Below are 24,885 nucleotides of genomic sequence, written 5' to 3'. Positions count from 1 at the left end.
TGCGCAAAGTGCTGGATGGCGCGAGTGCTGGCATTCAATTAGCCGCGGGACCTTTCTGTGGTCGGGGGGTTGCGCAACCTCAACAGCAATGGCGATATAAGCGCCTAGTAAAATTTCAGGGGTCGTTCCATGCCGCTCGCCACGTTGATTCACCGCGCCAGTTTGCCCAGCCCGCAGGTTTCGCAGGAGCAAGCGCAGCAATGGCTGGCGGAGCATTACGGGCTTAGCGGCGCTCTGCACGCACTCGGCAGCCAGCAGGATCTTAATTACCGCGTCGACAGCGAGCGCGGGCGCTTTGTGATGAAAATCTGCCGGGGCGATTACGCACTGGTGGAGTTGCAAGCCCAGCACGCGGGTCTGAAATATCTGGCCGAGCACTCGGCGATAACGGTGCCGCGCGTCATCGTGGCGAAAAACGGCGAGGACTTGCTGACGCTGCAGGCCGGCGGTGAAGCGGTGCATGTGCGGATGCTCGATTACATCGAGGGCCAGTCGCTGACGCATCTCGAGCATCTTGGCCACAAGGTCGTGGCAGGCTTCGGCCGGCTGTGCGGTGAGATGGATCTGGCCCTCGCCGGGTTCGACCATCCCGGCCTTGCGCGTACCTTGCAATGGGACGCACGCCACGCCAGTGCCTTGATCGAGCATCTGCTGCCAGTGATCGAAGATGAACAGCAACGCACATTGATCGCCGAGGCTGCCGAACACGCCGAGCGTCGTTTGCAGCCGCTGCAGGACAGGCTGCCGGTGCAGGCGATCCACATGGACATCACTGATGACAATGTCGTCTGGGCGCGTGATGCCCAGCGTCACTGGCAATTGCAGGGTGTGATCGATTTCGGCGATCTGGTGCGCACCTGGCGCATCACCGATCTGTCGGTGACCTGCGCGGCATTGCTGCATCACGCCGACGGCGATCCGTTTGTCATCCTCCCGGCGGTGCAGGCTTACCATGCGGTCAATCCGCTGCAATATGAAGAATTGCAGGCGCTGTGGCCGTTGATCGTCGCGCGCGCAGCGGTGCTGGTGCTCAGTGGCGAGCAGCAGGTCAGCATCGATCCAACGAATACCTACAGCCGCGACAACCTCAGCCACGAGTGGGAAATTTTCCATGTCGCCACGTCGGTGCCGTTGGCGCTGATGGAAGCGGCGATCCTTACTGCGTTGGGGCACAGCCTGCCGGTGATCGGCAGCGCCGATTTCGCAGCGTTGCTGCCGGAACTGGTCGGACGCGAGTTTGCCCTGATCGACCTTGGCGTTCTGAGTCCGCATTTCGAAGCCGGCAACTGGCAGCAGACGGGCGTTGATCAGCGCCTGTTGGACGAAGCCGCGGCCGTGCATGGCCTCGCGGCGAGCCGTTATGGTCAGTATCGGTTGTCACGCACACAGCCTGACAGCGCGGTCGAGCCGCAGACTTTCCCGCTGCATGTCGAATTGCGTGTTCCCCATGCCAGCGTTGTACAAGCGTCGTTCGCCGGTATTCTGCGCGAGACGGCTGACGGCGCGCTGTGTCTGGACGGCCCGCAGCTCAGCGTGCGGCTGTGGGGCGTGACGACTTCGCTGCCAAGCGGTTCGACGCTGGCCAAGGGGCAGGCGCTGGGCTCGGTCAGCGGCCCGTTGCTGGTGCAACTTTGCCGAGACGCACAAGTGCCGACGCCGCTGTTCTGCGCACCATCGCGTGCGGCGGCGTGGCAGGCCCTGTGTCCTTCGCCGGCCGTGGTGCTGGGGCTGGCCTGCGATGCCGAGCCGGAACTGAACAGCAAAACCCTGCTCGAACGGCGCGACGCCAGTTTCGCCCGCACGCAAAAACACTACTACGTCGACCCGCCGCGCATTGAGCGCGGCTGGCGCAATCATCTGATCGACATGCAGGGCCGTTCCTATCTCGACATGCTCAACAACGTCGCGGTGCTCGGTCACGGTCACCCGCGCATGGCGGCGGTGGCGGCGCGGCAGTGGTCGCTGCTCAACACCAATTCGCGGTTCAACTATGCGGCGGTCGCCGAGTTTTCCGAACGCCTGCTGAAGCTGGCGCCGGAAGGCATGGACCGGGTATTTCTGGTCAACAGCGGCAGCGAGGCCAACGATCTGGCGATTCGTCTGGCCTGGGCTTACAGCGGCGGGCGCGACATGCTCAGCGTGCTCGAGGCCTATCACGGCTGGACGGTGGGCGCCGATGCGGTATCGACTTCGATCGCCGACAACCCCGGAGCCCTCGAAAGCCGTCCGGACTGGGTGCATCCGGTGACCGCGCCGAATACTTATCGCGGTGAATTCCGTGGTCGCGATTCAGCGCCGGATTACGTGCGCAGCGTTGAACAGCAGTTACACAAACTGGCTGAGCAAAAGCGCCAATTGGCCGGGTTCATTTGCGAGCCGGTGTACGGCAACGCCGGTGGCATCTCGCTGCCGCCGGGGTATCTGCAACAGGTCTATGCATTGGTGCGCGCCCGAGGCGGCGTGTGCATCGCCGATGAAGTGCAGGTCGGTTACGGGCGCATGGGCCATTTCTTCTGGGGCTTTGAAGAGCAGGGCGTGGTGCCTGACATCATCACCATGGCCAAGGGCATGGGCAACGGCCAGCCACTGGGCGCGGTGATCACGCGGCGGGAGATCGCCGAGGCGCTGGAGGCCGAGGGCTATTTCTTCTCGTCGGCGGGCGGCAGTCCGGTCAGTTGCCAGATCGGCATGGCGGTGCTGGATGTCATGGAGGAAGAAACGCTCTGGGAAAACGCCCAGGTGGTCGGTGGCCATTTCAAGGCGCGGCTCGAAGCATTGATCGATAAACATCCGCTGGCGGGTGCAGTGCATGGTTCGGGGTTTTATCTGGGGCTCGAGTTGATCCGTAACCGCGACACGCTGGAACCGGCGACCGAAGAGACCGCGCTGCTGTGCGATCGCCTGCGTGAGCTGGGCATCTTCATGCAGCCGACCGGCGATGATCTGAACATTCTCAAGATAAAGCCGCCAATGGTGACATCGCGTCAGAGCGTGGATTTCTTCGTGGATATGCTCGATCAGGTCCTCAGCGAAGGCCTGTAAGCGCTGCAAGTCCCGTGTGGGAGCGAGCCTGCTCGCGAAAGCTATTGATCAGTTGACATCGTTGCTGACTGTGAAACCGCTTTCGCGAGCAGGCTCGCTCCCACATGGTTTAGGTTTAAACTTCGATTTGTATCGGTATTTTTCGGGTTTATTTAGACGGAAGGCATCTAGAAAACTTTTAAAGCCGATATTTATCGGCTATAAAGTCGACATTGCTCCGGCATGGCGATCTCTTGTCCGGCGCGCGCGTTTAGTTTTCGGTCGACTTCCGACCGTCGAAGCACCTGCCGGGAGATGATTCATGAGCCGTATCGTTACCGTTGCCGCCACTCAGATGGCCTGTTCGTGGGATCTGCACGCCAACCTCGAAATCGCTGAAAGACTGGTCCGTGAAGCTGCTGCCAAAGGCGCGCAGATCATCCTGATTCAGGAATTGTTCGAGGCGCCGTACTTCTGTCAGAAGCCCAACCCGGACTACCTGCAACTGGCGACGACGGTCGAGGACAATGTCGCGATCAAACATTTCCAGAACATCGCCAAAGAGCTCCAAGTGGTGTTGCCGATCAGCTTCTACGAACTGGCCGGCCGTGCGCGGTTCAACAGCATTGCAATCATTGATGCCGACGGCAGCAACCTCGGGATTTATCGTAAAAGCCACATTCCGGACGGTCCCGGCTATCACGAGAAGTACTACTTCAACCCCGGCGATACCGGTTTCAAAGTGTGGAACACCCGTTACGCAAAAATCGGCGTGGGCATCTGCTGGGATCAATGGTTCCCGGAAGCCGCGCGCAGCATGGCGTTGCAGGGCGCGGAAATCCTGTTTTATCCGACCGCGATCGGCAGCGAACCGCACGACCAGACGATTTCCTCGCGCGACCATTGGCAGCGTGTGCAACAGGGCCACGCCGGGGCCAACCTGATGCCGCTGATCGCCAGCAACCGCATCGGCCGCGAAGAACAGGACGGTTATGACATCACGTTTTACGGCTCCTCATTCATTGCCAACCAGTTCGGCGAAAAAGTGCAGGAGCTGAATAAAACCGAAGAAGGTATTCTTGTGCACACTTTCAACCTCGACGAGCTCGAACACATTCGCAGCGCGTGGGGTTCATTCCGTGACCGCCGTCCGAACCTGTACGGTGCGTTGAAAACCCTCGACGGTTCCCTGGAGTCCTGATCCCGATGACCACCCTGAAAAGTACCCCGCGCGCCGACGGCTTTTACATGCCGGCCGAGTGGGCAGCGCAAACCCAGACCTGGATGATCTGGCCCGAGCGCCCGGACAACTGGCGCCTGGGCGGCAAACCGGCGCAGGCCGCACACGCCGCGGTAGCCAAAGCGATCGCCCGTTTCGAACCGGTGACTGTGGCGGTCTCCGCCGGCCAATATGAAAACGCCCGTGCGCGCCTCGATGTGCCGAATATCCGCGTGGTCGAGATGTCCAGCGACGATGCCTGGGTGCGCGACAGCGGCCCGACGTTCGTGATCAACAACAGCGGCGAAGTGCGCGGTGTGAACTGGGATTTCAATGCCTGGGGCGGCTTCGATGGCGGTCTGTATGCACCGTGGAATCGTGATTCGCAGGTCGGTGGCAAGATCCTCGAGATCGAGCGCAGCCCGCGTTACCGCACCGAAGGTTTTGTGCTGGAGGGCGGTTCGATTCACGTCGACGGCGAAGGCACGCTGATCACCACTGAAGAATGCCTGCTCAACCGCAATCGCAATCCGCACCTGAGCCGTGAGGAAATCGAAGCGGTGCTCAGCGCCAATCTGGCTGTGGATAAGATCATCTGGCTGCCGGATGGCCTGTTCAACGATGAAACCGACGGCCATGTGGATAACTTCTGCTGCTACGTGCGTCCGGGTGAAGTGCTGCTGGCCTGGACTGACGATCCGCAGGACCCGAACTACCCACGCTGCCAGGCTGCAATGAACGTGCTGCAAAGCAGCACCGACGCCAAGGGCCGCCCGTTCGCGGTGCACAAGATGCCGATTCCTGGGCCGCTGTACGCGACCGAGGAAGAGTGCGCCGGCGTCGATCCGGTCGACGGCACCCAGGAACGCAACCCGTCCGTGCGCCTGGCCGGTTCCTACGTCAACTTCCTGATCGTCAACGGCGGCATCATCGCGCCGAGCTTCGATGACCCGATGGATGCGCCGGCCCGGGAAAACCTGCAGAAGCTGTTCCCGCAGCACGAAGTAGTGATGGTGCCCGGTCGCGAGTTGTTACTGGGCGGCGGTAATATTCACTGCCTTACCCAACAGCAACCGGCGCCGCACAAAGAGTGAGTTGAGTCGTAACAGCCTGAGTTGGCAGGTAAAAAAGCCTGACGTTTGTTAACGTGCCGGTCAGGAACACCAAGCCCGCGGCCCGAAAGGACCGCGGGCTTTTTTTGTCTCCGCCGGTCGCCCGAGCAAAAGCTTGGCATAGCTCTTGTATTGCTTCTGATGCACTAGGGAGGGAGAAGAACTTCAACAGTTCTGTCATGAATCTTGGATAACGTAGCCGCTCACGAACGGGAGAGAGCGCTGAAATGAACGCCGAAGTGAACGTAATCAGCGAGCGGACTTTGCATCCCATGGCCGTTAACGGCGAAACGCTCCAGCGTGTGGCGCACTGGTTGAAATCCAATGGAACGCGTCAGATCAGAGAACCTGATCCGCGCCGGATGATGATCGAGCGCTATCCCGCTGACCTGTTCAGCGAGGCCGAACTGGATGCGTTGTGGGCTGTGATGGAAGGATAGGAAGAACAACAGGGATCGGAAAAAGCGCTGCCGGGAAGGCGGCGCTTTTTTATGCCCGATACAAAACGAATGCAGGAGTGAGCCTGCTCGCGATAGCGGTATGCCAGTCGACGATATTTGCAACTGACAGACCGCTATCGCGAGCAGGCTCACTCCTACAGTTCAAAACTCCCTGCTTAACCCTGGTTTTCTGCAACAGCCGAGCTAAGAATTTACGTTTCTTAGACGATTTCTGCCTATTTAAAGACGATTCTTGAAATTGACACATTGTTCAGGCCGCGGCTACGATTCGGCCCAACGCCTGTGGCTAACCGCCATGACTCAAAACAAGGAGCAGGCCCGCCATGACTTGTCGTCGGCGGGTCTTTTTGTTTCGGGGTGAATACAAGAGTGCAAAAGCGCCGTTTCAGCCGTTCGACACAGCGCGTTTCAACCCGTAATAAGGAAAACAAAATGTTGAACAAGCGAATCAGTCTGATCGCACTGGGGATGTTGAGTGCTACACAGGCCATGGCTAACGACCAGGCCGAATCCAAGGGTTTCGTTGAAGACAGCAGTCTGAAAGTGCTGCTGCGCAACGCCTACATCAATCGTGATTACAAAGACGGTCGTGCGGACAAAGCCGAGTGGGGCCAGGCGGCGATCGGTACGTTCTCGTCCGGCTTCACCCAAGGCACCGTAGGTGTCGGCGTTGACGCCTTTGGTCTGTACGCGCTGCGTCTGGACGGCGGCAAGGGCCGTACCGGCGCGCAAGGTATCGACTTCTTCAAACAGGAAAACGACGGCCGCGCGGCGCATGACATCGCCAAGGGCGGCGCAGCGGTCAAATTCCGTGTGTCCAACACCGTGCTGACTTACGGTGACCAGATGCCGGCCCTGCCGGTGCTGAGCTACGACAACGTGCGTCTGCTACCAGAAAGCTACACCGGTACCTTGATCACCTCCCGGGAGATCAAAGGTCTGGAACTGAACGCCGGGCGTTTCACCGCCGAATCGCGCAAGAGCGATGAAGGCCGTGACAGCGGCGGTCTGAAGGCGATCAACGTCCTGGGCGGCAGCTATCAGTTCACCGAACACTTCAAAGGCGCGCTGTACGCCTCCGACGTCGAAGACGTCTTGAAGAAACAGTACGTGAATGCCAACTACGTGATTCCGTTCAACAAGGATCAGTCGCTGACCCTGGACTTCAACGGTTATCGCACCAAGCTGGACAACTCGTACGTTCGCGAAAACGGTGTTACCGGCGACGACAACAAGATCTGGAGCCTGGCAGCGACCTTCGCCACCGGCCCGCACTCGTTCACCGTCGCGCACCAGCGTTCGACTGGCGACAGCAATCTCGGTTACGCCTATGGCGGCTACCAGAAAGATCAGGGTCGTGTCGGTGACGGTGGTAACTCCATTTACCTGGCCAACTCCTACTGGTCCGACTTCAACGCCGAAGACGAACGCAGCTGGCAGCTGGGCTACGGCCTGGACTTCGGCGCATTCGGCGTACCGGGTCTGAGCTACAACTTCGCTTACGTGCGTGGCGACAACATCACCACGTCGACCAGCGAAGGCGGCACCGAGCGCGAGATCTTCAACCAGGTCAAATACGTCGTGCAAAGTGGCCCGGCCAAAGACCTCAGCGTGAAACTGCGCAGCTCGATTCTGCGTGTATCGCAGAAATCCAGCGAATACAACGTCAGCGGCAACGAGCTGCGTGTGTTTGTCGACTATCCGATCAACATCTTCTGATGATCGGGCTGTAACGAAAATGAGAAAACCCCGATTCGTTCGGGGTTTTTTTTCGCCGTTTTTTCGACAAAAAGACGAAAAAACCCGTGTTTCTGTCATGTAAAAGTTGTTTTTCAAGCGCTGCAAGTGCCGTTTCAAACAGCGCTTAAAATGCCTGAAATTCTTTCTCATGGACGCAAATTCTCCACCTAATAGATTAGGCCGCTCAACGCAGCGGAGATTTGGGTAATGATCGTTTTGAACAGAGAAGTGGGCGAATCGCTACGGCGCGACAAATATGTCAACGTCCAGGGTGGTGACTTCAATCTCTACGGTCATTTTGCCGACTTCGTCAGATTGACCAAAAGTTGGGAGAACATGGAGCCTGACAGCTACTACGGTCAGGCCGAAGCCGGCATGCGTTACCGTCGTTATAGCGACTTCGAATACAACCCGAAGACTCGCGAACTGAAGCAACTCGAACATCGCGCCTATGTGCAATCGAAGGAAAACAACGCCTATGTCGGCGGCGTCGTGCGGCACTTCCAGGACTTCTCCGAGGAAGTGATGAATTCGCCGGTGATGCGCAGCCTGATCGACACGGATTTCGAAGTGTACAAAAGCGTATTGCCGGAAGAGCTGCACGATGAAATCTGGCAGTGCCAGATCCATCAGATCCGCATCGAGATCAAACCCGGCAAACAACTGGAAATCACCCCTGAAGGCATTCACTGCGATGGCTACCCATTCAGCGGTGTGCATTTCTGGGGGCGCAATAACGTCGAGGGTGCGGAGAGTCGTTTGTACGACATCCACGAGCATCAACTGGCGTCGACCACTTACCAGGAAATTCTCGACACCACGTATTTCCTCGACCGTGACATGCGCCATTACGTGACCCCGGCGCGCAATACCCACACCCATGCCATGGCGTTCCGGCAGATTCTGGCAATTTCCTTCTCGCGGCCCGGGACCGCTTTCGACATTGTTCGCTAATCAGATCACCCCAATCAATGGCGTCGAATGCTCGACGCCAGTGGTGCTGCGCCGCGCCACCGCCAAGGATGCGCAGCGCATGGAGCGCTTTTTCCGTCAGTTCGACGAAGTGTCGTTCTGCGAATGGCAGGACGCCAAGTGCCTGCGCGGCGTGTTGATCCAGAAAACCACCACCGCTTACCTGGCCTTCGACGTTGCCGGCGAAATCGTCGGCGCGGTGCTGGGCGGCATGCTCGGCAGCCGCGGCACCATCAACCACTTGGCGGTCAGCCCGCGCTATCGCAGCCAGGGCGTAGGTCAACGGCTGGTTGAAGCGGCGTCATCCGACATGAAACGGGTCGGGGTGTTGCGGATGTTTCTGTTCGTCGACGATGCTAACCTCGCGGGCAAGCGTTTTTGGACCGCCCAGGGTTTTTGCGAGCCTCACGGCGAACGGACATTTGAGAGGGACCTATGAATGAAACGTCCGGCAGTGCGCCGTTGATGGCCGAACATCAGCCGTCGCGCACGTTTGCCGAAGCCAGCCCGGTGGTCGCCGGGTATTTCACGGTGGCGTTCGTCTTCGGCCTGATGGCCGTGAATGCCGGGCTGCCGATGTGGCTGCCGGTAGCAATGTGCTTGTTCGTGTATGCCGGCGCTTCGCAATTCGCCGCGCTGGCGCTGATTTCCAGCGGCGCATCGCTGACCACCATCGTGCTGACGACTTTTCTGATCAACGCGCGGCACATGCTGATGTCGGTGTACATGGCCAAGGCCTTGCGTGCGCTCGGCTTGAGCCGCATGGAGCGCTGGTGTTATGCCGGTGGCCTGACCGATGAATCCTTTGCGTTTCACAGCGTCAAGCTCGGCACGGGCGCCCCGGTCAATGTGCGTTATCTGATTGGTTTCAACCTGTTCTGCCACACCTCTTGGGTACTCGGTGGCCTGCTCGGCGCGGTGTGCGCGCAATACGCCGCGCACCTGATCAAATATCAGCTCGATTACGCCCTGACCGCGATGATGCTGTATGTGCTGGTGTCGCTGTGCAACACACGCAACAAACTCATCGCTGCCGCTGCTGCGGTAGTTTGCATGGGTGCGTTGAGCCTGATGGGCAGCTCGCCGTTCAATGTGTTTATCGCCACGTTTGTGGGCTGCGGAGTCGGTGTATGCCTGACCAAACGTTCCTGATTCTGGTGGTCGTGCTGATGATGGCCGTGACGTTCCTGCCACGCGCGCTACCGCTGCAAATCAACACCGAACACTGGCCGCCGTTTATCGCGCGGGCACTGGAATACTTGCCGGTGGCGATCGTTGCCGCGATCAGCCTGACCCCCTTGTTGATCAAGGACCGGCAGATACAGCTTGATCGCCCGGAATTCTATGCCGCGATTCCGACGTTGCTATGTGCGTATTTCAGCAAAAACCTCTTTCTCAGTGTGGCGGTGGGGACGGCTGCGTACATTGCGCTCGGCTCGTTCATGTAACGGCAAATCGACGACATCGCTCAACGCCTGGCTCGACAACTCCGGATTGTTCACCGCCAGGCGCACTTCGAGGAAATCCTCGAAACCGGGGAAAATCGTCAGGCCGTTTTTCTGCGCGGCCTCACGCGAGACCATGCCCACCGCATCCATCTGCGTGATCAACGACAGCGTCAAAGTTTCACTGCACGAATAAACCATGCGCTGGCCATTCTCGTGATTGCCCAGACCTGCATCGAGAAAGCGCAAAAAGCTGTGGGAATACGGACAATCTTCCGCAGGACGCACCTGAAACTTGTTGCCCAGCAAGGTCAGCGGATCGTTTTCCTGGCCACAATGCGCACCGACCACCTGGACCTGCACCTCCGGCAACACAATGCTCGGCAAACCCGGGCGCTGCGGACCGATCAACACCGCCAGGTCGAAATCTTCATTTTTCAGCTTGCTGAGATTTTCCATCGACTCGGCGTAGCTGAACTCCATCTGATAATCCGGAAACACCTCGATCAGACGCCCGATCATGCGCCGGTTGAAGTCAGGCGCCAGGGTATTGTTCAACGCCACCTTCAACGTGCGCTGCCCCGGTACTTTCAAGGCCGCGACTTTTTCTTCCATCTGTCGCGTCGCAATCAACACTTTATCGATGTAAGGCGTGAGCTCGGTGCCTTGCGGCGTCAGCGTCAGACCTTTGTTGGAACGTCGAAACAAACGAAAACCGAACTGTTCTTCGACCTTGTTCAACTGCGCGGCCAACGCCTGCACGGTCAGACACGAATGCTCCGCCGCGGCCGACAACGAGCCGGTCTGCACGATGCGCATCAGGTTGCGTAAGGTTCTGCTATCCATGGGTAATGCCCTCTGAAGTGGGCTGGGTATTGTTGTTTACGAGACGACCGAACCGGCGCCATATGCTGGCTATATTCCCGTACCTGAGCATAGTTGTCGCGGACTTGGTAGCGAATTGATTTCCCCGCCGATGGCTGGAGGCTGACACAGGATCGGGGTTTTTGGTGACTTGCAGGTGATGGGGGTCAAGGGGAGGGTGAGGATTTTGCAGAAATCGTTCGGTCCGCCTCGTCTAGAAGTTCATTCGTATGCGTATTAAATTCAGCGTTAACTACGAATGTGTACTAACCTGAAGGCACACAGTTCATGGGAGGCAACTGATGCCAACGTCATCCATTGCTTTAAGTCCACGGGAACAACTCGACGCCCCAGAAGCCGGCCGCGTTGCGCTGAAGTTTTTCTTCAACCTCATGGAGCATTGGGGCTGCAGCGCCGAGCAGCAACGCACTTTACTTGGCGGCGTCGGTAACACCACGTTCTACAAATACAAACACCTGCCGCCCAACATCCGTTTACCTCACGACACCCTTGAGCGCATTTCGTACCTGATGGGCATTCACAAGGCGTTGAGCATCATCTTCAGCAACAGCCGTGAACGCGCCTACACCTGGGTCAGCAGCCCGAACACGGCAGCACCGTTCAATGGCAAAACGGCGCTGGATTACATGCTGGCGGGGAGGGTGATCGACATCGCCGATGTGCGCCGCTACCTCGACGGAGTGCGCGGTTGAAAACCCCGGCGCTGGTCGATGTGCCATGGCCGCGGGCGTATCGCATCGTCAACAGCAGCTTCCCGCCGATTGCCCTGTTCGAAGACGTGCTCGACCCCGAAGACCTCGAAATCGCCTATGCCATCGAAGCGCTGACCAACGATCGCCTGATCGAACAGGCCGGCGTACTCGCCCGCGTACGCCCCGAAGATCGCCTGTCTGGCCCCGGCTCCAGCCCGGTGATGGCCGCCTTCACCCACGTCGGCAAACGCAGCCGTTTCAGCGACGGCACCTTCGGCGTCTACTACGCCGCGAGCAGCCAGGCAGCGGCGATTGCTGAAACCTGTTTCCATCAGGAGCGTTTTCTTGCTGCGACTCAAGAAGCTGATCTTGAATTGACCATGCGCACTTACGTCAATCGAGTGGTCAAGCCGCTGCATGACGTTCGCCAAGGCTTCGAAAGCCTGCATCAGCCTGACCCGGAAGCTTACGGCCCATCGCAGGCATTCGCGCGGCAACTGCGCGACGCTGAATCGTGGGGCTTGCTCTATAACAGCGTGCGATTGGCTGGGCATGAGTGTATTGCAGCGCTTCGGCCACCGGCGGTTTCGATTCCGAAGCAGGGGAAGCATTTGCGGTATGTGTGGAATGCGAGCGAGCGCAAGATTTCGATTGTGTTTGAGATCAATCAGGTTTGAGTGCAAAAAGCCCTCGCATTGACGCGAGGGCTTAGTGTTGCGAATTACGTCAATGGCTGACTGGCGGCGCATCCAACACTTTCACAACATCATCGATCAGCGCCTTGCTCAACTCCTGCAGATACTGCGAGGCGTAGGCGTGGAGATCAGGATCTCGAGAAATCGTGGAGTCCGCAGTGAGAAGCTTTGAAATGTGTAGCAGGTGCGAGGCATGTGACAGAGCGGCAACCACCGGCACGCCTCGGTTGGTGCGGAACATCGCCTGGTTGGACTGAAAGGAAAAATGCGTGAGGCCGGGTAATTTCAGATCGAGGAGATTGGTCATTTCGCTTCACCGTTCGATTGAAAGTGAAGCGAGGTGAACGGTTTCGCGAAGCAGCGGATTGTGGATGGATCGATGGCGTTCATCTGTGAAACTCCCTGTTTCAAATGAGAGAGCTGCCATTTCGTTCTCTGGCGATAGGGTGGCAGCTATGCGCAGGCTGAGAAACCGGAGATACAGGAACCCGGCAGACCCGAAGGTCTCCCACGCACAGCCGCCATTGCACGTTAAGACGGACACAAAAAAGCGCCGGCAATCGTGGGTTGGGGCGCTGATGCGCCTGCATCTTACGCGGGTTCTCAGGCCCGGTCGCTGAATTGGCAGCGACGGCATTGACGGTAGCTTGGCGCCGGTAGGCGCGCAATCGTGGCCAGTGGTGGCTTTGGGTGGCTTGTCGTTACAACAGATTTCTCGAGATCTCGCCCGATACCTTCATTGGTCACGGCTTTTCTTAGCATTTATTAAACATAGAAGTAGGAGTCAGAAATGATCGACGAACTGGAGCAGTTTCAGCAGGACTTGCTGGAGTCTGTACGCCAAATGAAAGCCGGTGAGGGAGCGCGCGCTACCCACGTGCCGCTTTCTACGGCGGATGACCGAGTGTTGAGGAATCAACGACTCATTAACCGGGAGTCGAATTCTCCATTGACTCCGCCAGCTTAGCGCTCTGAAAAAGCTGCTTAGGCGATTAGGCGTTTTTATGAATAGGCCATAATTATTGCTATTTCATAATTTGGCATAAAGTCGGGAATTTGGGCTTTAAGGGGCGCAAGCGGTATTTTTTGGGGTAACGGCGGGAACGCAGGTCGATGTACAGCAGGAGAGACGCGATTTTTACTGAAGCTGAAAACGCTGCCAAAATATCAGCACCCCAGAAACAACAAAGCCCCTGCATTTCTGCAGGGGCTACGTTCTGTATGGTGCCGGCACCAGGAGTCGAACTCGGGACCTACTGATTACAAGGAAGGTGCTTCAAGCATAGGAATCAAGCACTTACGCGATTCCTTGTTGCGTCCAGATACGCCAAGGCCCGCGTGGATAGCGGGCCCTGTGTCGCTTGTTACGTCCGGTTTGCTCACTCTGCAGAAGGGGAAACGGTCGGCACGCTGTGGTCGTAGACGTCCATCATCTTCGGGTCGCGGTGGCCGCTCGCCTCCTGTTTATCCGATCGGGTATCAGCCGTGTCGGTGATGCCACGTCGTTTCAAATCGTGAAGCGCAAACCGTTGCTCGGGCGTGATGATCTCGTCTGCCAAAGCCAACGTGATAAATCGTTGCCACGCCGTGTCCAGGCTCGACTTGCGTAGCGGTGAACCTCTATCGGGTCGTTGCCAATCACCTGGAAGAGTTCGTGCGCCAGTTCAAATGGGCATTGGTGAGCCGCACGATGTTCGCATGGGCGAAAGAGCAGGCGCCGCGGACGCTGACCGATATCCAGCGCGCAGCGCGCTTTTTCTATCTGCAGAACCTGTGCTTCGGCGGCAAGGCAAAAGGACGGTCTTTCGGGACCGCGACCACTTCGGCGCCGAGGCTCAATTTGCTGCGTATCGAAGAGAAACTCAGCGACGCTCACCTGCGCTTGGCGCGAACCAATGTTGAGCACCTGGATTGGAAGGAGTGCATCCGCCGGTACGATCGGAACCACACGCTGTTCTATCTGGATCCACCGTATTGGAGACTGCCGGGTATGACGCTGGGGATTTTGGTTTTGAGCAGTTCGAAGCCATGGCGGATCTGGCGCGATCGATCCGGGGGAAGATGGTGATATCGGTGGGTGACCATCCGAAAATTCGCGAGGTGTTTGCGGGGTTGCGTCTGAAGGAGGTGCCGTTTCGGCATACCGTAGGCGGTAACGGTGGAGTGCAAGTTAACGAGTTGGTCTATTTTAACTGGTGACCGCTCTGTAGTAATCTTTCTCCAAGCACCTGGAGTCCGGGTGCTTGGAACTGTATCGTGATCAAGAACTAGAATATCTTGCTCAAGTTTTCGTACTTCTCGAAGCTTTAATCATGTCTCCTATCATTTCGTCCGCTAAAGCTATAGTGGCTGATGCATCGCTTGGCCGCCATATGATATGAGGGATATCCAAAATAGGAGAGAGTGCGTTATCGCTTTCTTCGCAGATTATGATCTGTAGAGCCGCTTTGTTTTTTATTATCTCCAGCAAGTTATCCTTGCGGGTATCTGAGAGTGTTTTGCCGTTAGGGTATACGATGATGAAAAACAAGTTAAATGGGAATGAGCGGGTGCCATCTAGTATGCCCTCCATCGGGCCTATGCCGCCTTGTACCCCTAAGTTTCGAAAGTACTCGTGAATGCTTTCGCTAACCCCTAAGGTATCAAAGCCGTTGAGGGGAAGTTGAATTATAGAGAACCTGTGACCAGTCCAAACCTTTAAATTGAATGCAGCGGGTGTCAAAAGTTCAGGAGGGAATATCGCCTTTAAGAACGGCTCACTGAGCGCGGTGAGGTCTGTGCCGTGTACGAAACCTTTCGCGGCTAGTGCTGAGACGTCCAAGCCTTCAATGCTGTCATGTCTCACATTTTTAAGTTTGTCGCTAGCGTCTATGCTTCCAGGGCCCTGAGACGGTTTAATAGAAAAGGAGTCGTGCACATACAGTCTGGCAAGTAGATCAATTTGGTCCCACGTGAGTTCTTTTAGGCAAAGCGTATAGTGACGTTTTATCCTTGCAGAAATTTTTCCTGATGCTATCGATTTGGCCAGACGCCCGTACAAGGCATTTTTTTCCATTTCGATATCTGATATGCAAGCATCCAACAACGCATGATAGTCGACGATGTCGATATTTTTATCCACAACGGTCTCGTCTAGGATCTCGCTGTTATCGGTTAGCATTGCATTGTGAAAGTCTGAGATTTTTTCGTCTTGCCTTTCTACCAAGAATTCTCTAACGGCGTTTACGCCAAATTTTGCAAAATCGTATATAGCATTGGCGCCTGGTATCCCGCTGTTTGATAGGGCAGTGGATGCGATCAGATCCGCTATTTTTAACTTTTTAGATTTTTCGGGGTCGCGCAGAAGTTCGGCGAGATTTTTTTTGTCTTTTTCAGTCCGCATTTTGAGCGACCTTAAATGTGAAAGCATCTCCTGCTTTACGCGGGTGCAATCTCTTGAACATTATCCTCTGATTCATCCATATCTTGAATGTCTTGAGGCGCAGTGAGATCCAGTTTGTTTAGATCCAAAAACATCACGGGATGGTCGCGCCCACGATTTTCTTCTGTGTCCAAAAGGGTGAACCCGAGCTTGTCCCGGTAAAATCCTACTGACCCAGCTTTCGAATCCGTCACCAAAAATCTACAGCCAACGAACTGCGCAACCTGGTGTACGGCGAGAGCAATAGCAAACTCCATCAAGGTTTTCCCTATTTGGTTGCCGAGGTAATCCCTATGGGTGGCCAGGCGAGCCACCTTCAGCGCTGACATTGAGTCGTACCGATTTGCAGCTTCGCAATCCTCCAATGGATACGAGCCACCGAGGTCGATTTCGCTACAGGTAAGGGTCACGTAACCAATAACCCGCTTTCTCGAGTTCCGGTCGTTCGGATCGACAGGGGGCACCACGGCTGCATACGTGACTGCGACGTTGTGATTTTGAAAATCTAAGGCGTTTCTCTGAATGAACGACTTCAAGGGCCTCAGACTTTCGTCTGGGCCCATTGAGAATCGGTTGGTTTGGTGCTCGACGTGCAGCTTCTCTATGAAGTAATCGACGCTTACCTGCATCTGAACTCGCTAAATTAACGAGGACGCGCGCTACCTTGCTGACTGAAAACCTGGCTCAGGATATCGCGGCCACGGGCATAAGAAGCCTGGGCTTTTGGATTCGGTTTGTCATCGCGCATGTGTTGCACGAAGCGGGCAGCGTCAGCATCAGTCAGCTCAACGCGGCTGAAGGTTTCGCTTTTGATGGCCATTTTTACATCTTTCCTTGCAGTGAAAGCACTGCGCTTGAAGGATCGTTATTAACGATTCAACGACCGAATGCGATTTCCCTCCGCTTTACTCAATGAGTATTCGGCTTTGTGCGGTCGTACGAACACATTTGAACACGGATAATAACTATGTCAACCCAATTAGGTTGCATAAAGTCTCCCGTTGGGCGGCCGCTTCGCCGAACAATCGCGAGTCGAAATCGCTAACCTATTCAATCAACAGCGTTTTTCAACAGGCGGTGAAGGATTCACCTCTTCGCCGCTAGGCAAGCTATTACTGAAATCGTAAATCACCGATTTGAGGCGGGTGTCGAGGGGATTGCCTCTCAGCAAAGTGCTGAGTGGCGCTATACGCACCATCAGTTGCGTGTAAAAATACTGTTTGCCCATACAGTATTGGTGGTTTTATGGCTCGCGATCTGCCCCCATTCAAACCAGTGACGCAGGCCGAGCTGCGCCATATCTGGGTAATGCATCCCCAGTGTCGACGGCTGGTCCTTGAGGCCGAGCGTTACCGCCGCGTCATCGCGAAGATCGATGACCTGTACAAGGTCACCCACCCGTCGTGGCGCGATAATTTAGGCGGCAACCTCACGGCGCTACATCTGCTGCAGCAGATAATGACTGAAGAGCGCGGACGCTTACCAGCGCAGATAGACGATGCAGATTCCGCCCAATAAAAAAGGCTCCCATCCTTCCGGTGGGAGCCTCATGAGCTTTATGCCGAGCCTATCAGAGCGGATCGAAGCCGGAGCGTGAAAGGACGTTCTGCAGCTTATCGACCGCCTGCTTTACCAGGTGCGCCTCATCTTCGTTTACCGAGTGGCTGTTGAACTCGAACCAGCCGACGCGTTTCACGAACTGAGCGAGCGCGGACGTCTCAGCCTCCGTCATAAATTCGCTTTGAGAAGCACCCGCTGGGGTAGTGACGGTAAAGGTGATCGGTTTTTGGACTACGAGCTCATTGTTCATTATCGGACTTCCTCATAAAGACAAGGAAGGTATTACCCTTACCGTTTGCTTACTTAGATGGTAAGCGATTGCGCAGGCGGCGGATTAGCCCCTCAGGGCCCAGGTCGGCCACTTCTCTCCTTTGCAGCCACCATAGAACTGGGAAGCTGCCTCGTGTGCGGACAGATTTGCTGGGATTCTTTCCGCTGCATAAAACGCATTGTCCATGCTGATCATCAGGCCGGTACCGGAATAGTCGTGCCTCTCAGCACCCTCATCGTCGTGTTTGGCAGTATTGATGGCGTTGGCGATCAACGCTGTCTGTACTTCGGTAATGAACTGATATTTTTTCCAGTCGAGCTCTGCCATTGATAATGCTCCAGTTGCCTCATGAGGGCTCAATCCTACGGGCGGCACAGGCCAATTGCCAGCATTCGCCGTGTCGTCCAGTTGCATCATGGCATGCAATATTCTTTATGCCGGCTTCACTTCTCATTGTTCCACTTCCAGCAATCGAGCCATAGCGGTGTGTTCAAAAGCTAGATAGAGCCCTTCAATGCTGCTCGCGTCAGCGCTTTGGCTGTTTCGAGTCCCAACACAAAGCCCTCGGCGCGATCCGCTGCCCGCTTGCAGTCAGCCGACGTGTGCGCTTGAGCGATATGGCCCAGAAGTTTTAGCACCTGTGTGTGGAAGCTCGCAGGCAGAATCAGTGCAGCCAAGCGGTCGCTTTCGTCACGGCCGTTCATACCTACAATGGCACTACAGCCGATGCGCCCAACGCCGTGGCGCGCGCAACAAACTGTTCGGCCTCAATCTTGCCAAGTACTTTCATTTGTACCAATCCAAATAACCACGCCGCAAATCGCATCGCGCAGGCGGTTTCCTGTCGGGCAACTTCACCCAGCCGGTCGAACAGATTGTTGATTTGGCTGTCCGCCGATTCCTTGAGAACCTCCGGCTTGTGCACGGCAGCAATGTCTTCAGCCAGTTGAGCCAACTCCGGGTTAAGAAGCTGCAAACTCTTCAGACGCAATTCAAATTGGGGGTGCGAGGAAGCGGCATAGGGAATTACCTTTTTTGGTGAGGGCGGTTAGCGCTTCAAATAACGGGATGAAGAAGAACCAGTCTAGGAGGGAGTGGAAAACAGCGCCAATAAAAACGCCCCCATGCTTGCAGCCAAGTGTGGGGGCCTCATCCTGCTATTAGTCGCGCTGGAGTCACCCAGTAACGTGCTGACCAAACCCACCCGCTAGCGGATCTGGCTTCTTACCTGGATGGCCGAGGATATAACTTACCGCCTGGTCGCCGCCATGGCGGGTCGTAGTCAACACTGCTAGCAACTTCCAGCCCTCTGCGAACTTTTCATTAGCTTCGGCATAGGATTCGGCTTCGTAGACGGCTTTAGCTTCATGTAATTGCATACTCACTCCTTGGCACTGCATAGAGACCGTTCCGTGATGGCGCGGCCGGAGGTTCCCTTCGATTTTTATGAAACGCATGGCGGAGGTAGCTTACCGGCTGCTTACGTGGACGGTAAGGCTGCGCTTGCTATTGGGGTTAGATTTTTGCCGGCTTCTTGAACATCCAGCACTTGGTCGTCGTCTTGCGGATAGTGCTGTCCACCGCCTTCATCCCCGCAAATTGGGGCTCGGTGCAGCGCTTCAGGGCATTTGTCACCTCGGTGCTGATGACTGCCTGAATGCCATTTGCGGCGAACAGCTCGACCAGGTGCGACATGTTCAATGCGACCAGTTGCGAGTCCTTGGAGTGGTTGTACGCAATACCCTTGGAGTCCAGCTGCAGAAGCGCGGCTCAGAAGTCGGCAACAAGGTCGGCTTGGGGAGGCTCGACACTGCCGATGGTTTCTAGATCCGGTACAGGCAAACCCATTGCGGTGGACAGCTTCGTGATCTCGATACCGAGCAAATCACGCACAGTTCGATTACGGGTGCGCATCAATTCTTTCACCAGCCCAAGACGATGCTTCGACATGCTGATCTGCTGATTGACCGTGAGCTTCTCGCCGAGGGAATAGCTGCCGGTTTTACGCAGTGATGGGAGGACGTCATGAGTGACCCAGCGTTTGAATCGTTTCGCTTGGGGTTTTCTGCTTGAGAGCACTAGGTTGTATAAGCCCGCCTCATTGACCATCACCACCTGCTGTGGTCCACCAAGGGTGCGCACAATGCGCGTCCCCTTCTCGTCGTCATCCAGCCGACTGTATGCGTCGCTTGGGTTCGCAATTTCGAGAACACGACAGACGTCGGTTGCTACGAACCACGTTTCGCCATCCTCGCCGGTATCAATGCGAACAGGGAGGGTTTCTCCTGAGCGAAAAGGGTTAGAGAGAACCCTACAAAAACCTGCACACCCCAATGCTTTTTCCAGCGGCCATGAGCTCGATTCTGAGGCCCTTTTTTCAGGTGACCCATGGGAAACAAGTAATTTAGGTATGGACAGGTAAGGACTCAGCTGGAGCCTGCTTGCGATGCGATTTTAAGCACTTACTTTGCACTGGCTTCTGGAAGTAAGGAGGGGAGTAATTATTTGCTAAATATATGATTTATATAGGTATTTTATTTTCGATTTCTGACCTAGCTAAAAGGTAATGTTATATCTATATATTACTTAAAACTTACCTAATCCAACAACCTAGAAGCCTTGTGTCTTAAGGGTTTCAGAGCGATCCCGGAAAAACTTACCAAAAATACTGGTTTCCCACGGGGCAACCTAGAAAACGGATTTGGCTGTAGGCTCGGGAGTGAACATACGTCTCTCGCTTCCGTTTGCTCACGGGGACACGCTCATCAATTCTTAGCGCGCATCTCATCCGGATAGCCTTTGTCGACCTTCTGCAGGCGATGCGATAACCACTCACACATCTCCGCCATAGATTTCGCTTCTTCAAAAAAGATGAGCGAATGAAGGTGCGCCGCTTCATTTCTAATGCGCCTCAAATCACGAAAGGTCTTCATCTCCAGTTCCGTCAGTACGTCGCGAGCATGAAGCTCATTGGCGATGGTCATGATGGGCTGGTCGGCGGATACACCTACCGTCTTGGCTAAATCGGTCAGCGCGCGCTCAACATCTATCCAGGCGCTTAGCACTGCTGCTCGAGGATCAAGTCGGGCAAGTTCTAACAGGCGGTCTCCTACGGAAAGCTGCATTGGCTGGTTGCTGTCTTTGCTACCCGCTTCTAAACCATCCTTTACCTCTTCGAGCTTTTCACTCAAATCGATATGAAGGTCTTTGTATTTAAGCGATCGAACCATCGGGATGAGCTTGGCCAATGGTGATTTCAGCAATACGACGACGATAACAACCGTCGTCGGCCAAGCAAGTGACCCAACTATCGCTGCGCAGAACTGCTTCCAATCCATGGTAGATATCGCTCAAAGGTCGCTCAGAGAGCCTGACGGGCTGCTTATTACGTCGCTTATTACGTCTCGCACAAAAAACAAAGGCCCGCATTTCTGCGAGCCTTCGTTTTGTATGGTGCCGGCACCAGGAGTCGAACCCGGGACCTACTGATTACAAGTCAGTTGCTCTACCAACTGAGCTATACCGGCGTGTGGGCGACGATTATAGCGATTGGGAAGATCCTGTAAACCCCTGAATTCAGACTATTTTTGCGTTGTCACAAATCAGGCTCTGCGCAGTACGTTTCGCAGCTTCTGCACCGCTCGCACTGTGCGGCTGTTTTGCAGCGCACGCAGTTGGCTTTCAGCCTGTTCGGCGCGGTGCAGGGCGTCGGCGAGCTGTTTGGCGGTGTCGGGCGTATCGACGCTGAGCGGATGCGCGAGGGCGTGGCCGTGGCAGAGCTGGAAGTTGTCGAGGGTGCAGGGTGGGATCTCGAACGCCGGTTTGAGGTTGAGGTGTTCCTCGGCGAGAAACCAGGTGTTGAGGCCGTCGAACATGACGGACTGATAGCCGGCGTCGGTGACCAAGTGTTCCCAGGTGTGATCGCGCAGCCATGGGGTTTCGATCAGGATGATCCATGGGCGGAAGCGGCTGAAGTCCATGCCGCGAAGGACGGTTTCTTCGTGGCCTTCGACGTCGATCTTGAGGAAGTGGATGGGCCGGTCGGCGGCGTGTTGTTCGCAGATCGAGGTGAGGGTGCGGGCTTCAACCGTGAGACTGTGGACGTTCATGCCGAGGTCTTTGCGTTGTTGGGCAACGACGGGGTCGGCGGTGGACAGGCCGGTGTCCGGGATGCCGTAGAAGGTTACGGCGCCCGGCTGGTCGCTGGCGATGCATTGCACGGTGGTGTCGCGCGGGCGTTGCTGGCAGAGCGCGTCGTAGTAATTCTGCATCGGTTCGACGTTTATGCCGTGCCATCCATGATCGTAGAACGCTTTGGTGACCGAGTCGTGGTTCGGGTCGTTGGCGCCGACGTCGATGTAGAAACCGTGTTCGAACTGCTTGAGCGCGCGCCACAGGCGGACGTCTTCGAAGTTCTGGGCATAGGAGATGAACGTCACGGTCGCTTCCTGTCGGTCGATTTATTATTCAGGCATGTGCCGGCGAGGCGGTGAAGCTTTGTATAGCAAGGCTGGCGGATGCTCGCAATTATTCGCTTTGCATGCCCGAAATTCGGCGGTTATGCCGTTTTGATTGGCGGCTTATGCACAACGCGAAGCCTCGATTGTCTGCTTAGGCCGGTTTTCTAGCAGCCATTCTCATTTTGTATGCAAATCGCTGTTTTGCCGGTTTTTTATTTATGTGAACAAAAAATGACCAGAGCGGCAGAAGGGTCGAAACAGGCGGATGTATTGGATCCACGCAAATTTCATCAACAGAGTTATCCACAGGTTGGCGGGCTGTTATCCGCGCTCGGCCAAGAGCAGCAGATTACGCGGCGTCAGCGACGTTTCGCAGAATATGCCCAGTCGCACGACATAGCCTTGCTCGACCAGAAAAAGCGCTCGATCCAGATTCAGCCAAAGCTCCAGCGGTCGGCGGAATAGTCCGCGCAGCAGTTCCAGATTGCGAACTTCGGCCAGACGCTGCCAACCGGCGGCTTCCAGACTCTCCCAATCCATCGAGTCGACTGTGGATAAGCCTTTGAGGGCGGCGAGATCGCGGCAATAGTCGGCGAACGGTTTATCCAGCCAGGCGCTCGGCAGTGACGGAGTGGGCAAGTATTCGTCGACGCCACGCAGCTGCCGTTGCAGCAAGTCGAAGGCCAGGCGTCGCGCCATGGACGTGTCGCGCTGGCGTCGGACTCGTGCACCGGCGGTGACAGTTTCGCTCATCGGCAGGGACAGATCTTCCAGCGATAACCGTAGGAAAGATCTCAGGCCGGAGGAGGACAATGCCTGATATTCGCTGTGAACGGTGCGGTTGTAGCAGCACGGCGCAATCGCCATTTGCTGGCACCCGGCCGCGCTGGCCAGTTGCATCAAGCGGACGTGCAGATCGCCGCAAGCGTGGAGCGCGACGGGGGTTTGGGCAGCGTTCAACACGGTGGATGCGTCGGCTGCGAGCACGTCCTGCTCGATATGCAGAGCATGCAGATGGTGACGCTGACTCAGTGCCTGACCGCTGGCGACCAGCGCAGGATCGTACTCAACACACGTCAGTTGCTGCCCTGCGTTGAGCAACCGCCGGCCCAGATGACCTTTGCCCGAGCACCAGTCCAGCCAATGTGTCGGCTGTGATGAAAAAGCCAAACGGCTGGCAAACGCCTCGATCTGCTGCCATTTGCGCCCCGGCACATCGACGTTCAATCGGTGGCCGGCGGTTTCCAGCGTTTGCCCCGGCAGCGAACCGACCGCGCTTAATTTCGCCGATAACTTTGCCAATGAGGCGAACGGTTCAGGCGCATCGGCAAGGTCAGCAGGTTGGTTATGAGCGTTCTCTGCGTCGTCCAGTGAGCGCCCGCGTAGCCACGAAGACAACTCGGGGTAGGACGTTTCCCAAGGAAGCGAAAGATGAGTGAACGGACGAGGTTTCCAAAGCGCCTGATGCTCAACCAAAAAAGCATCCAGCGCAGTGAAGCGGGCGAGTAGGGCCTCGCCCGTCAGCACGTCGGAAGATTCAGCGGCCCTGGCAGGCATCGACGCGCAGCCAACGCTCCAGCAGCTTGAAGCTGCGCACCAGCACGTAGGCCATGACCAGATAGAACACGCCGGCGGCGAAGAAGATCTCCACCGGCAAATAGGTGCGGGCAATGATCGTGCGCGCCATGCCGGTCAGCTCGAGCAAGGTCACGGTGCTCGCCAGCGCGCTGGCCTTGAGCATCAGGATCACTTCGTTGCTGTAGGCCGGCAGGCCGATGCGCGCGGCACGGGGCAGGACGATGTAGAACATCGCTTTGGGTATGGACATGCCCAAGGCCCGCGCGGCTTCGATCTCGCCGGGTGGAATCGCCTGAATCGCGCCGCGCAGGATTTCGGCAATGTACGCCGCCGTGTGCAGCGTCATGGTCACGGTCGCACACCAGAACGGATCGCGCAGGTATGGCCACAACGCGCTTTCACGCACCGCGTCGAACTGCGCCAGGCCGTAATAAACCAGGAACAGTTGCACCAACAGCGGCGTGCCACGGAAAAAGAAGATGTAGGCGTAAGGCAGCGAGCGCACGTACCACAGCTTCGAAGAGCGGGCGATGCCCAGCGGAATGGCGAGCAGCAGGCCGGCGATGACCGCGATGGCGACCAGCTCCAATGTCAGGGTTGCGCCTTGCGCCAGTTTCGGCAGCCACTTGATGATCACTTCCCAGTTCATTGAGCGCTCCTCGCAAAGCCGCGGGCGGCGCGTTTTTCCAGGAAGTGCATGCCGGTCATCGCCAGCACCGTCAGGCCCAGATACATGACGGCCGCGACCATATAAAAGGTGAACGGCTGTTTCGACACGGTCACGCCGATCTGCGCGTGACGCATGATTTCTTCCAGGCCGATCACGGAAACCAGTGCGGTGTCTTTCATCAGGATCATGAACAGATTGCCCAGGCCGGGCAGGGCGATGCGCCACATCTGCGGCATGATCAGGCGGGTGAAGATCCGCCATTTCGACAGGCCCAGGGCCTGGCCGGCCTCACGATGGCCCTTGGGAATGGCGAGGATCGCGCCGCGAAACACTTCCGTGGCGTAGGCGCCGAAGCACAGGCCCAGGGCGATCACGCCGGCGGCGAAGGCATTGAGTTGCAGGTCGGGGTTGCCGAAGTACTCGCCGAGGGCGCGCATCAGGTTGACCGTACCGAAGTAGATCAACAGCACCCAGAGCAATTCCGGAACGCCACGTACCAGCGTCGAGTAAGTGCCGCCAAGCCATTGCAGCGGCTTGTACGGGGAAGTCTTGGCCAAGGCGCCGAGCAGGCCGAGCACCAGGCCCAGGCACAGGGCGGTGAGGGCCAGTTGGACGGTCATCAGCGCGCCGGCAGCAAGCGCCGGGCCGAATCCGTAGAGGTCGATAATCATGGATTTCTGTTC

At 56.6% G+C, this 24,885-nt stretch carries 28 protein-coding genes, 1 tRNA gene and 3 pseudogenes; 15 read left to right on the top strand and 17 right to left on the bottom strand.

Going from position 1 to position 24,885, the window contains the following annotated elements:
* Nucleotides 1–129 precede the first annotated feature (129 nt).
* From J3P93_RS26130 to J3P93_RS26090, 9 genes are all read left to right on the top strand, one after another.
* Nucleotides 130–3,042 (top strand): aminotransferase, encoded by a 2,913-nt coding sequence (locus J3P93_RS26130; RefSeq protein WP_434593402.1) that lies wholly within the window; start codon nt 130–132, stop codon nt 3,040–3,042.
* A 301-nt stretch (nt 3,043–3,343) separates the two neighbouring features.
* Complete coding sequence (gene aguB, locus J3P93_RS26125) at nt 3,344–4,222, top strand: N-carbamoylputrescine amidase (protein WP_090288346.1); 879 nt, start codon at nt 3,344–3,346, stop codon at nt 4,220–4,222.
* A gap of 5 nt (nt 4,223–4,227) precedes the next feature.
* On the top strand, nt 4,228–5,334 hold the full coding sequence (gene aguA / locus J3P93_RS26120) for an agmatine deiminase (protein ID WP_434593398.1): 1,107 nt from the start codon (nt 4,228–4,230) through the stop codon (nt 5,332–5,334).
* Nucleotides 5,335–5,579: 245 nt separating this feature from the next.
* Entirely contained in the window at nt 5,580–5,792 is a 213-nt protein-coding gene (locus J3P93_RS26115; RefSeq protein WP_090288350.1) for a hypothetical protein, read from the top strand.
* 453 nt (nt 5,793–6,245) lie between these two features.
* Complete coding sequence (locus tag J3P93_RS26110) at nt 6,246–7,532, top strand: OprD family porin (protein WP_434593396.1); 1,287 nt, start codon at nt 6,246–6,248, stop codon at nt 7,530–7,532.
* A gap of 228 nt (nt 7,533–7,760) precedes the next feature.
* Nucleotides 7,761–8,507: a 2OG-Fe dioxygenase family protein gene (locus J3P93_RS26105; protein ID WP_090288355.1), complete on the top strand. Its 747-nt coding sequence runs from the start codon at nt 7,761–7,763 to the stop codon at nt 8,505–8,507.
* Between the two features lie 79 nt (nt 8,508–8,586).
* Entirely contained in the window at nt 8,587–8,964 is a 378-nt protein-coding gene (locus J3P93_RS26100) for a GNAT family N-acetyltransferase (protein ID WP_008080517.1), read from the top strand.
* Entirely contained in the window at nt 8,961–9,677 is a 717-nt protein-coding gene (locus J3P93_RS26095; RefSeq protein ID WP_336356245.1) for an AzlC family ABC transporter permease, read from the top strand. Before J3P93_RS26100 ends, J3P93_RS26095 begins: the two co-directional genes overlap by 4 nt.
* Nucleotides 9,656–9,973 (top strand): AzlD domain-containing protein, encoded by a 318-nt coding sequence (locus tag J3P93_RS26090; protein WP_039756468.1) that lies wholly within the window; start codon nt 9,656–9,658, stop codon nt 9,971–9,973. The genes J3P93_RS26095 and J3P93_RS26090 overlap by 22 nt, the downstream gene beginning before the upstream one ends.
* Here the strand turns inward: J3P93_RS26090 and J3P93_RS26085 are convergent.
* On the bottom strand, nt 9,890–10,816 hold the full coding sequence (locus J3P93_RS26085) for a LysR family transcriptional regulator (RefSeq protein WP_434593393.1): 927 nt from the start codon (nt 10,814–10,816) through the stop codon (nt 9,890–9,892). The genes J3P93_RS26090 and J3P93_RS26085 overlap by 84 nt on opposite strands.
* 320 nt (nt 10,817–11,136) lie before the next feature.
* Here J3P93_RS26085 and J3P93_RS26080 point away from each other — a divergent pair, with 320 nt between their 5' ends.
* Both J3P93_RS26080 and J3P93_RS26075 read left to right on the top strand, forming a co-directional pair.
* Complete coding sequence (locus J3P93_RS26080; protein ID WP_258450862.1) at nt 11,137–11,547, top strand: MbcA/ParS/Xre antitoxin family protein; 411 nt, start codon at nt 11,137–11,139, stop codon at nt 11,545–11,547.
* 11 nt (nt 11,548–11,558) lie between these two features.
* On the top strand, nt 11,559–12,224 hold the full coding sequence (locus J3P93_RS26075) for an RES family NAD+ phosphorylase (RefSeq protein ID WP_423815335.1): 666 nt from the start codon (nt 11,559–11,561) through the stop codon (nt 12,222–12,224).
* Between the two features lie 49 nt (nt 12,225–12,273).
* Here the strand turns inward: J3P93_RS26075 and J3P93_RS26070 are convergent, their stop codons facing one another.
* Nucleotides 12,274–12,549, bottom strand: a complete 276-nt coding sequence (locus J3P93_RS26070; RefSeq protein ID WP_039756474.1) for a DUF3077 domain-containing protein — start codon at nt 12,547–12,549, stop codon at nt 12,274–12,276.
* 483 nt (nt 12,550–13,032) lie between these two features.
* On the opposite strand from J3P93_RS26070, the pseudogene J3P93_RS26065 reads away from it, so the two are divergent.
* A pseudogene (locus J3P93_RS26065) lies at nt 13,033–13,137 on the top strand (helix-turn-helix domain-containing protein); the annotation flags it as partial.
* Between the two features lie 484 nt (nt 13,138–13,621).
* On the opposite strand, the pseudogene J3P93_RS26060 reads toward J3P93_RS26065, so the two are convergent.
* Nucleotides 13,622–13,873 (bottom strand): annotated as a pseudogene (locus tag J3P93_RS26060) (integrase); the annotation flags it as partial.
* Here J3P93_RS26060 and J3P93_RS26055 point away from each other — a divergent pair.
* Nucleotides 13,855–14,441, top strand: a pseudogene (locus J3P93_RS26055) (DNA adenine methylase); the annotation flags it as partial. The pseudogenes J3P93_RS26060 and J3P93_RS26055 sit on opposite strands and share 19 nt — an antisense overlap.
* An 82-nt stretch (nt 14,442–14,523) precedes the next feature.
* Here the strand turns inward: J3P93_RS26055 and J3P93_RS26050 are convergent.
* Nucleotides 14,524–15,624, bottom strand: coding sequence for a hypothetical protein (locus tag J3P93_RS26050; protein ID WP_434593388.1), 1,101 nt, complete (start codon nt 15,622–15,624; stop codon nt 14,524–14,526).
* Between the two features lie 35 nt (nt 15,625–15,659).
* Nucleotides 15,660–16,292, bottom strand: coding sequence for a GNAT family N-acetyltransferase (locus J3P93_RS26045; protein ID WP_434593386.1), 633 nt, complete (start codon nt 16,290–16,292; stop codon nt 15,660–15,662).
* Nucleotides 16,293–16,327: 35 nt separating this feature from the next.
* Between J3P93_RS26045 and J3P93_RS26040 the strand changes: the two genes are divergently transcribed.
* The gene (locus J3P93_RS26040; RefSeq protein WP_434593383.1) at nt 16,328–16,579 is read left to right on the top strand and encodes a hypothetical protein; all 252 of its coding nucleotides are present in this window, start codon (nt 16,328–16,330) and stop codon (nt 16,577–16,579) included.
* Between the two features lie 329 nt (nt 16,580–16,908).
* The gene (locus J3P93_RS26035) at nt 16,909–17,181 is read left to right on the top strand and encodes a hypothetical protein (protein WP_434593381.1); all 273 of its coding nucleotides are present in this window, start codon (nt 16,909–16,911) and stop codon (nt 17,179–17,181) included.
* Nucleotides 17,182–17,233: 52 nt separating this feature from the next.
* Here the strand turns inward: J3P93_RS26035 and J3P93_RS26030 are convergent, their stop codons facing one another.
* From J3P93_RS26030 to J3P93_RS25975, 12 genes are all read right to left on the bottom strand, one after another.
* On the bottom strand, nt 17,234–17,473 hold the full coding sequence (locus J3P93_RS26030) for a DUF7706 family protein (protein WP_434593378.1): 240 nt from the start codon (nt 17,471–17,473) through the stop codon (nt 17,234–17,236).
* Between the two features lie 84 nt (nt 17,474–17,557).
* Entirely contained in the window at nt 17,558–17,821 is a 264-nt protein-coding gene (locus J3P93_RS26025) for a hypothetical protein (protein WP_434593375.1), read from the bottom strand.
* Nucleotides 17,822–18,200: 379 nt separating this feature from the next.
* Nucleotides 18,201–18,485 carry a hypothetical protein gene (locus tag J3P93_RS26020; protein WP_434593372.1) on the bottom strand — a complete coding sequence of 95 codons (285 nt, stop codon included), beginning with the start codon at nt 18,483–18,485 and terminating at the stop codon, nt 18,201–18,203.
* A gap of 184 nt (nt 18,486–18,669) precedes the next feature.
* Nucleotides 18,670–18,873, bottom strand: coding sequence for a hypothetical protein (locus J3P93_RS26015; RefSeq protein ID WP_434593370.1), 204 nt, complete (start codon nt 18,871–18,873; stop codon nt 18,670–18,672).
* Nucleotides 18,874–19,009: 136 nt separating this feature from the next.
* A complete protein-coding gene (locus tag J3P93_RS26010; RefSeq protein ID WP_434593368.1) occupies nt 19,010–19,189 on the bottom strand; it encodes a hypothetical protein in 180 nt (59 codons plus the stop codon).
* A 75-nt stretch (nt 19,190–19,264) separates the two neighbouring features.
* Nucleotides 19,265–19,828: a BRO-N domain-containing protein gene (locus tag J3P93_RS26005; protein ID WP_434593366.1), complete on the bottom strand. Its 564-nt coding sequence runs from the start codon at nt 19,826–19,828 to the stop codon at nt 19,265–19,267.
* 431 nt (nt 19,829–20,259) lie between these two features.
* Nucleotides 20,260–20,832, bottom strand: coding sequence for a hypothetical protein (locus J3P93_RS26000; RefSeq protein WP_434593363.1), 573 nt, complete (start codon nt 20,830–20,832; stop codon nt 20,260–20,262).
* 113 nt (nt 20,833–20,945) lie between these two features.
* A tRNA-Thr gene (locus J3P93_RS25995) sits at nt 20,946–21,021 on the bottom strand.
* 75 nt (nt 21,022–21,096) lie between these two features.
* The gene (locus tag J3P93_RS25990; protein WP_434593361.1) at nt 21,097–21,933 is read right to left on the bottom strand and encodes an FkbM family methyltransferase; all 837 of its coding nucleotides are present in this window, start codon (nt 21,931–21,933) and stop codon (nt 21,097–21,099) included.
* A 342-nt stretch (nt 21,934–22,275) separates the two neighbouring features.
* Nucleotides 22,276–23,511 carry a methyltransferase gene (locus tag J3P93_RS25985; protein ID WP_434593358.1) on the bottom strand — a complete coding sequence of 412 codons (1,236 nt, stop codon included), beginning with the start codon at nt 23,509–23,511 and terminating at the stop codon, nt 22,276–22,278.
* Nucleotides 23,492–24,181 carry an ABC transporter permease gene (locus J3P93_RS25980; RefSeq protein WP_434593356.1) on the bottom strand — a complete coding sequence of 230 codons (690 nt, stop codon included), beginning with the start codon at nt 24,179–24,181 and terminating at the stop codon, nt 23,492–23,494. The genes J3P93_RS25985 and J3P93_RS25980 overlap by 20 nt, the downstream gene beginning before the upstream one ends.
* Nucleotides 24,178–24,873, bottom strand: a complete 696-nt coding sequence (locus tag J3P93_RS25975) for an ABC transporter permease (protein ID WP_090288376.1) — start codon at nt 24,871–24,873, stop codon at nt 24,178–24,180. The genes J3P93_RS25980 and J3P93_RS25975 overlap by 4 nt, the downstream gene beginning before the upstream one ends.
* Between the last annotated feature and the right edge of the window lie 12 nt (nt 24,874–24,885).

This window comes from Pseudomonas sp. R3-57, from assembly GCF_051132065.1.
Classification (GTDB): Bacteria; Pseudomonadota; Gammaproteobacteria; order Pseudomonadales; family Pseudomonadaceae; genus Aquipseudomonas.
This window is presented reverse-complemented; position numbering and strand designations above follow the sequence as displayed.

What these genes read in the sequence shown, in the direction of transcription:
- J3P93_RS26130 (WP_434593402.1), top strand. Translation starts at nt 130, where the DNA reads ATGCCGCTCGCCACGTTGATTCACCGCGCCAGTTTGCCCAGCCCGCAG.
- aguB (WP_090288346.1), top strand. Translation starts at nt 3,344, where the DNA reads ATGAGCCGTATCGTTACCGTTGCCGCCACTCAGATGGCCTGTTCGTGG.
- aguA (WP_434593398.1), top strand. Translation starts at nt 4,228, where the DNA reads ATGACCACCCTGAAAAGTACCCCGCGCGCCGACGGCTTTTACATGCCG.
- J3P93_RS26115 (WP_090288350.1), top strand. Translation starts at nt 5,580, where the DNA reads ATGAACGCCGAAGTGAACGTAATCAGCGAGCGGACTTTGCATCCCATG.
- J3P93_RS26110 (WP_434593396.1), top strand. Translation starts at nt 6,246, where the DNA reads ATGTTGAACAAGCGAATCAGTCTGATCGCACTGGGGATGTTGAGTGCT.
- J3P93_RS26105 (WP_090288355.1), top strand. Translation starts at nt 7,761, where the DNA reads ATGATCGTTTTGAACAGAGAAGTGGGCGAATCGCTACGGCGCGACAAA.
- J3P93_RS26100 (WP_008080517.1), top strand. Translation starts at nt 8,587, where the DNA reads ATGGAGCGCTTTTTCCGTCAGTTCGACGAAGTGTCGTTCTGCGAATGG.
- J3P93_RS26095 (WP_336356245.1), top strand. Translation starts at nt 8,961, where the DNA reads ATGAATGAAACGTCCGGCAGTGCGCCGTTGATGGCCGAACATCAGCCG.
- J3P93_RS26090 (WP_039756468.1), top strand. Translation starts at nt 9,656, where the DNA reads ATGCCTGACCAAACGTTCCTGATTCTGGTGGTCGTGCTGATGATGGCC.
- J3P93_RS26085 (WP_434593393.1), bottom strand. Translation starts at nt 10,816, where the DNA reads ATGGATAGCAGAACCTTACGCAACCTGATGCGCATCGTGCAGACCGGC.
- J3P93_RS26080 (WP_258450862.1), top strand. Translation starts at nt 11,137, where the DNA reads ATGCCAACGTCATCCATTGCTTTAAGTCCACGGGAACAACTCGACGCC.
- J3P93_RS26070 (WP_039756474.1), bottom strand. Translation starts at nt 12,549, where the DNA reads ATGACCAATCTCCTCGATCTGAAATTACCCGGCCTCACGCATTTTTCC.
- J3P93_RS26050 (WP_434593388.1), bottom strand. Translation starts at nt 15,624, where the DNA reads ATGCGGACTGAAAAAGACAAAAAAAATCTCGCCGAACTTCTGCGCGAC.
- J3P93_RS26045 (WP_434593386.1), bottom strand. Translation starts at nt 16,292, where the DNA reads ATGCAGGTAAGCGTCGATTACTTCATAGAGAAGCTGCACGTCGAGCAC.
- J3P93_RS26035 (WP_434593381.1), top strand. Translation starts at nt 16,909, where the DNA reads ATGGCTCGCGATCTGCCCCCATTCAAACCAGTGACGCAGGCCGAGCTG.
- J3P93_RS26030 (WP_434593378.1), bottom strand. Translation starts at nt 17,473, where the DNA reads ATGAACAATGAGCTCGTAGTCCAAAAACCGATCACCTTTACCGTCACT.
- J3P93_RS26025 (WP_434593375.1), bottom strand. Translation starts at nt 17,821, where the DNA reads ATGGCAGAGCTCGACTGGAAAAAATATCAGTTCATTACCGAAGTACAG.
- J3P93_RS26015 (WP_434593370.1), bottom strand. Translation starts at nt 18,873, where the DNA reads ATGCAATTACATGAAGCTAAAGCCGTCTACGAAGCCGAATCCTATGCC.
- J3P93_RS26010 (WP_434593368.1), bottom strand. Translation starts at nt 19,189, where the DNA reads ATGTCGCACCTGGTCGAGCTGTTCGCCGCAAATGGCATTCAGGCAGTC.
- J3P93_RS26000 (WP_434593363.1), bottom strand. Translation starts at nt 20,832, where the DNA reads ATGGATTGGAAGCAGTTCTGCGCAGCGATAGTTGGGTCACTTGCTTGG.
- J3P93_RS25985 (WP_434593358.1), bottom strand. Translation starts at nt 23,511, where the DNA reads ATGCCTGCCAGGGCCGCTGAATCTTCCGACGTGCTGACGGGCGAGGCC.
- J3P93_RS25980 (WP_434593356.1), bottom strand. Translation starts at nt 24,181, where the DNA reads ATGAACTGGGAAGTGATCATCAAGTGGCTGCCGAAACTGGCGCAAGGC.
- J3P93_RS25975 (WP_090288376.1), bottom strand. Translation starts at nt 24,873, where the DNA reads ATGATTATCGACCTCTACGGATTCGGCCCGGCGCTTGCTGCCGGCGCG.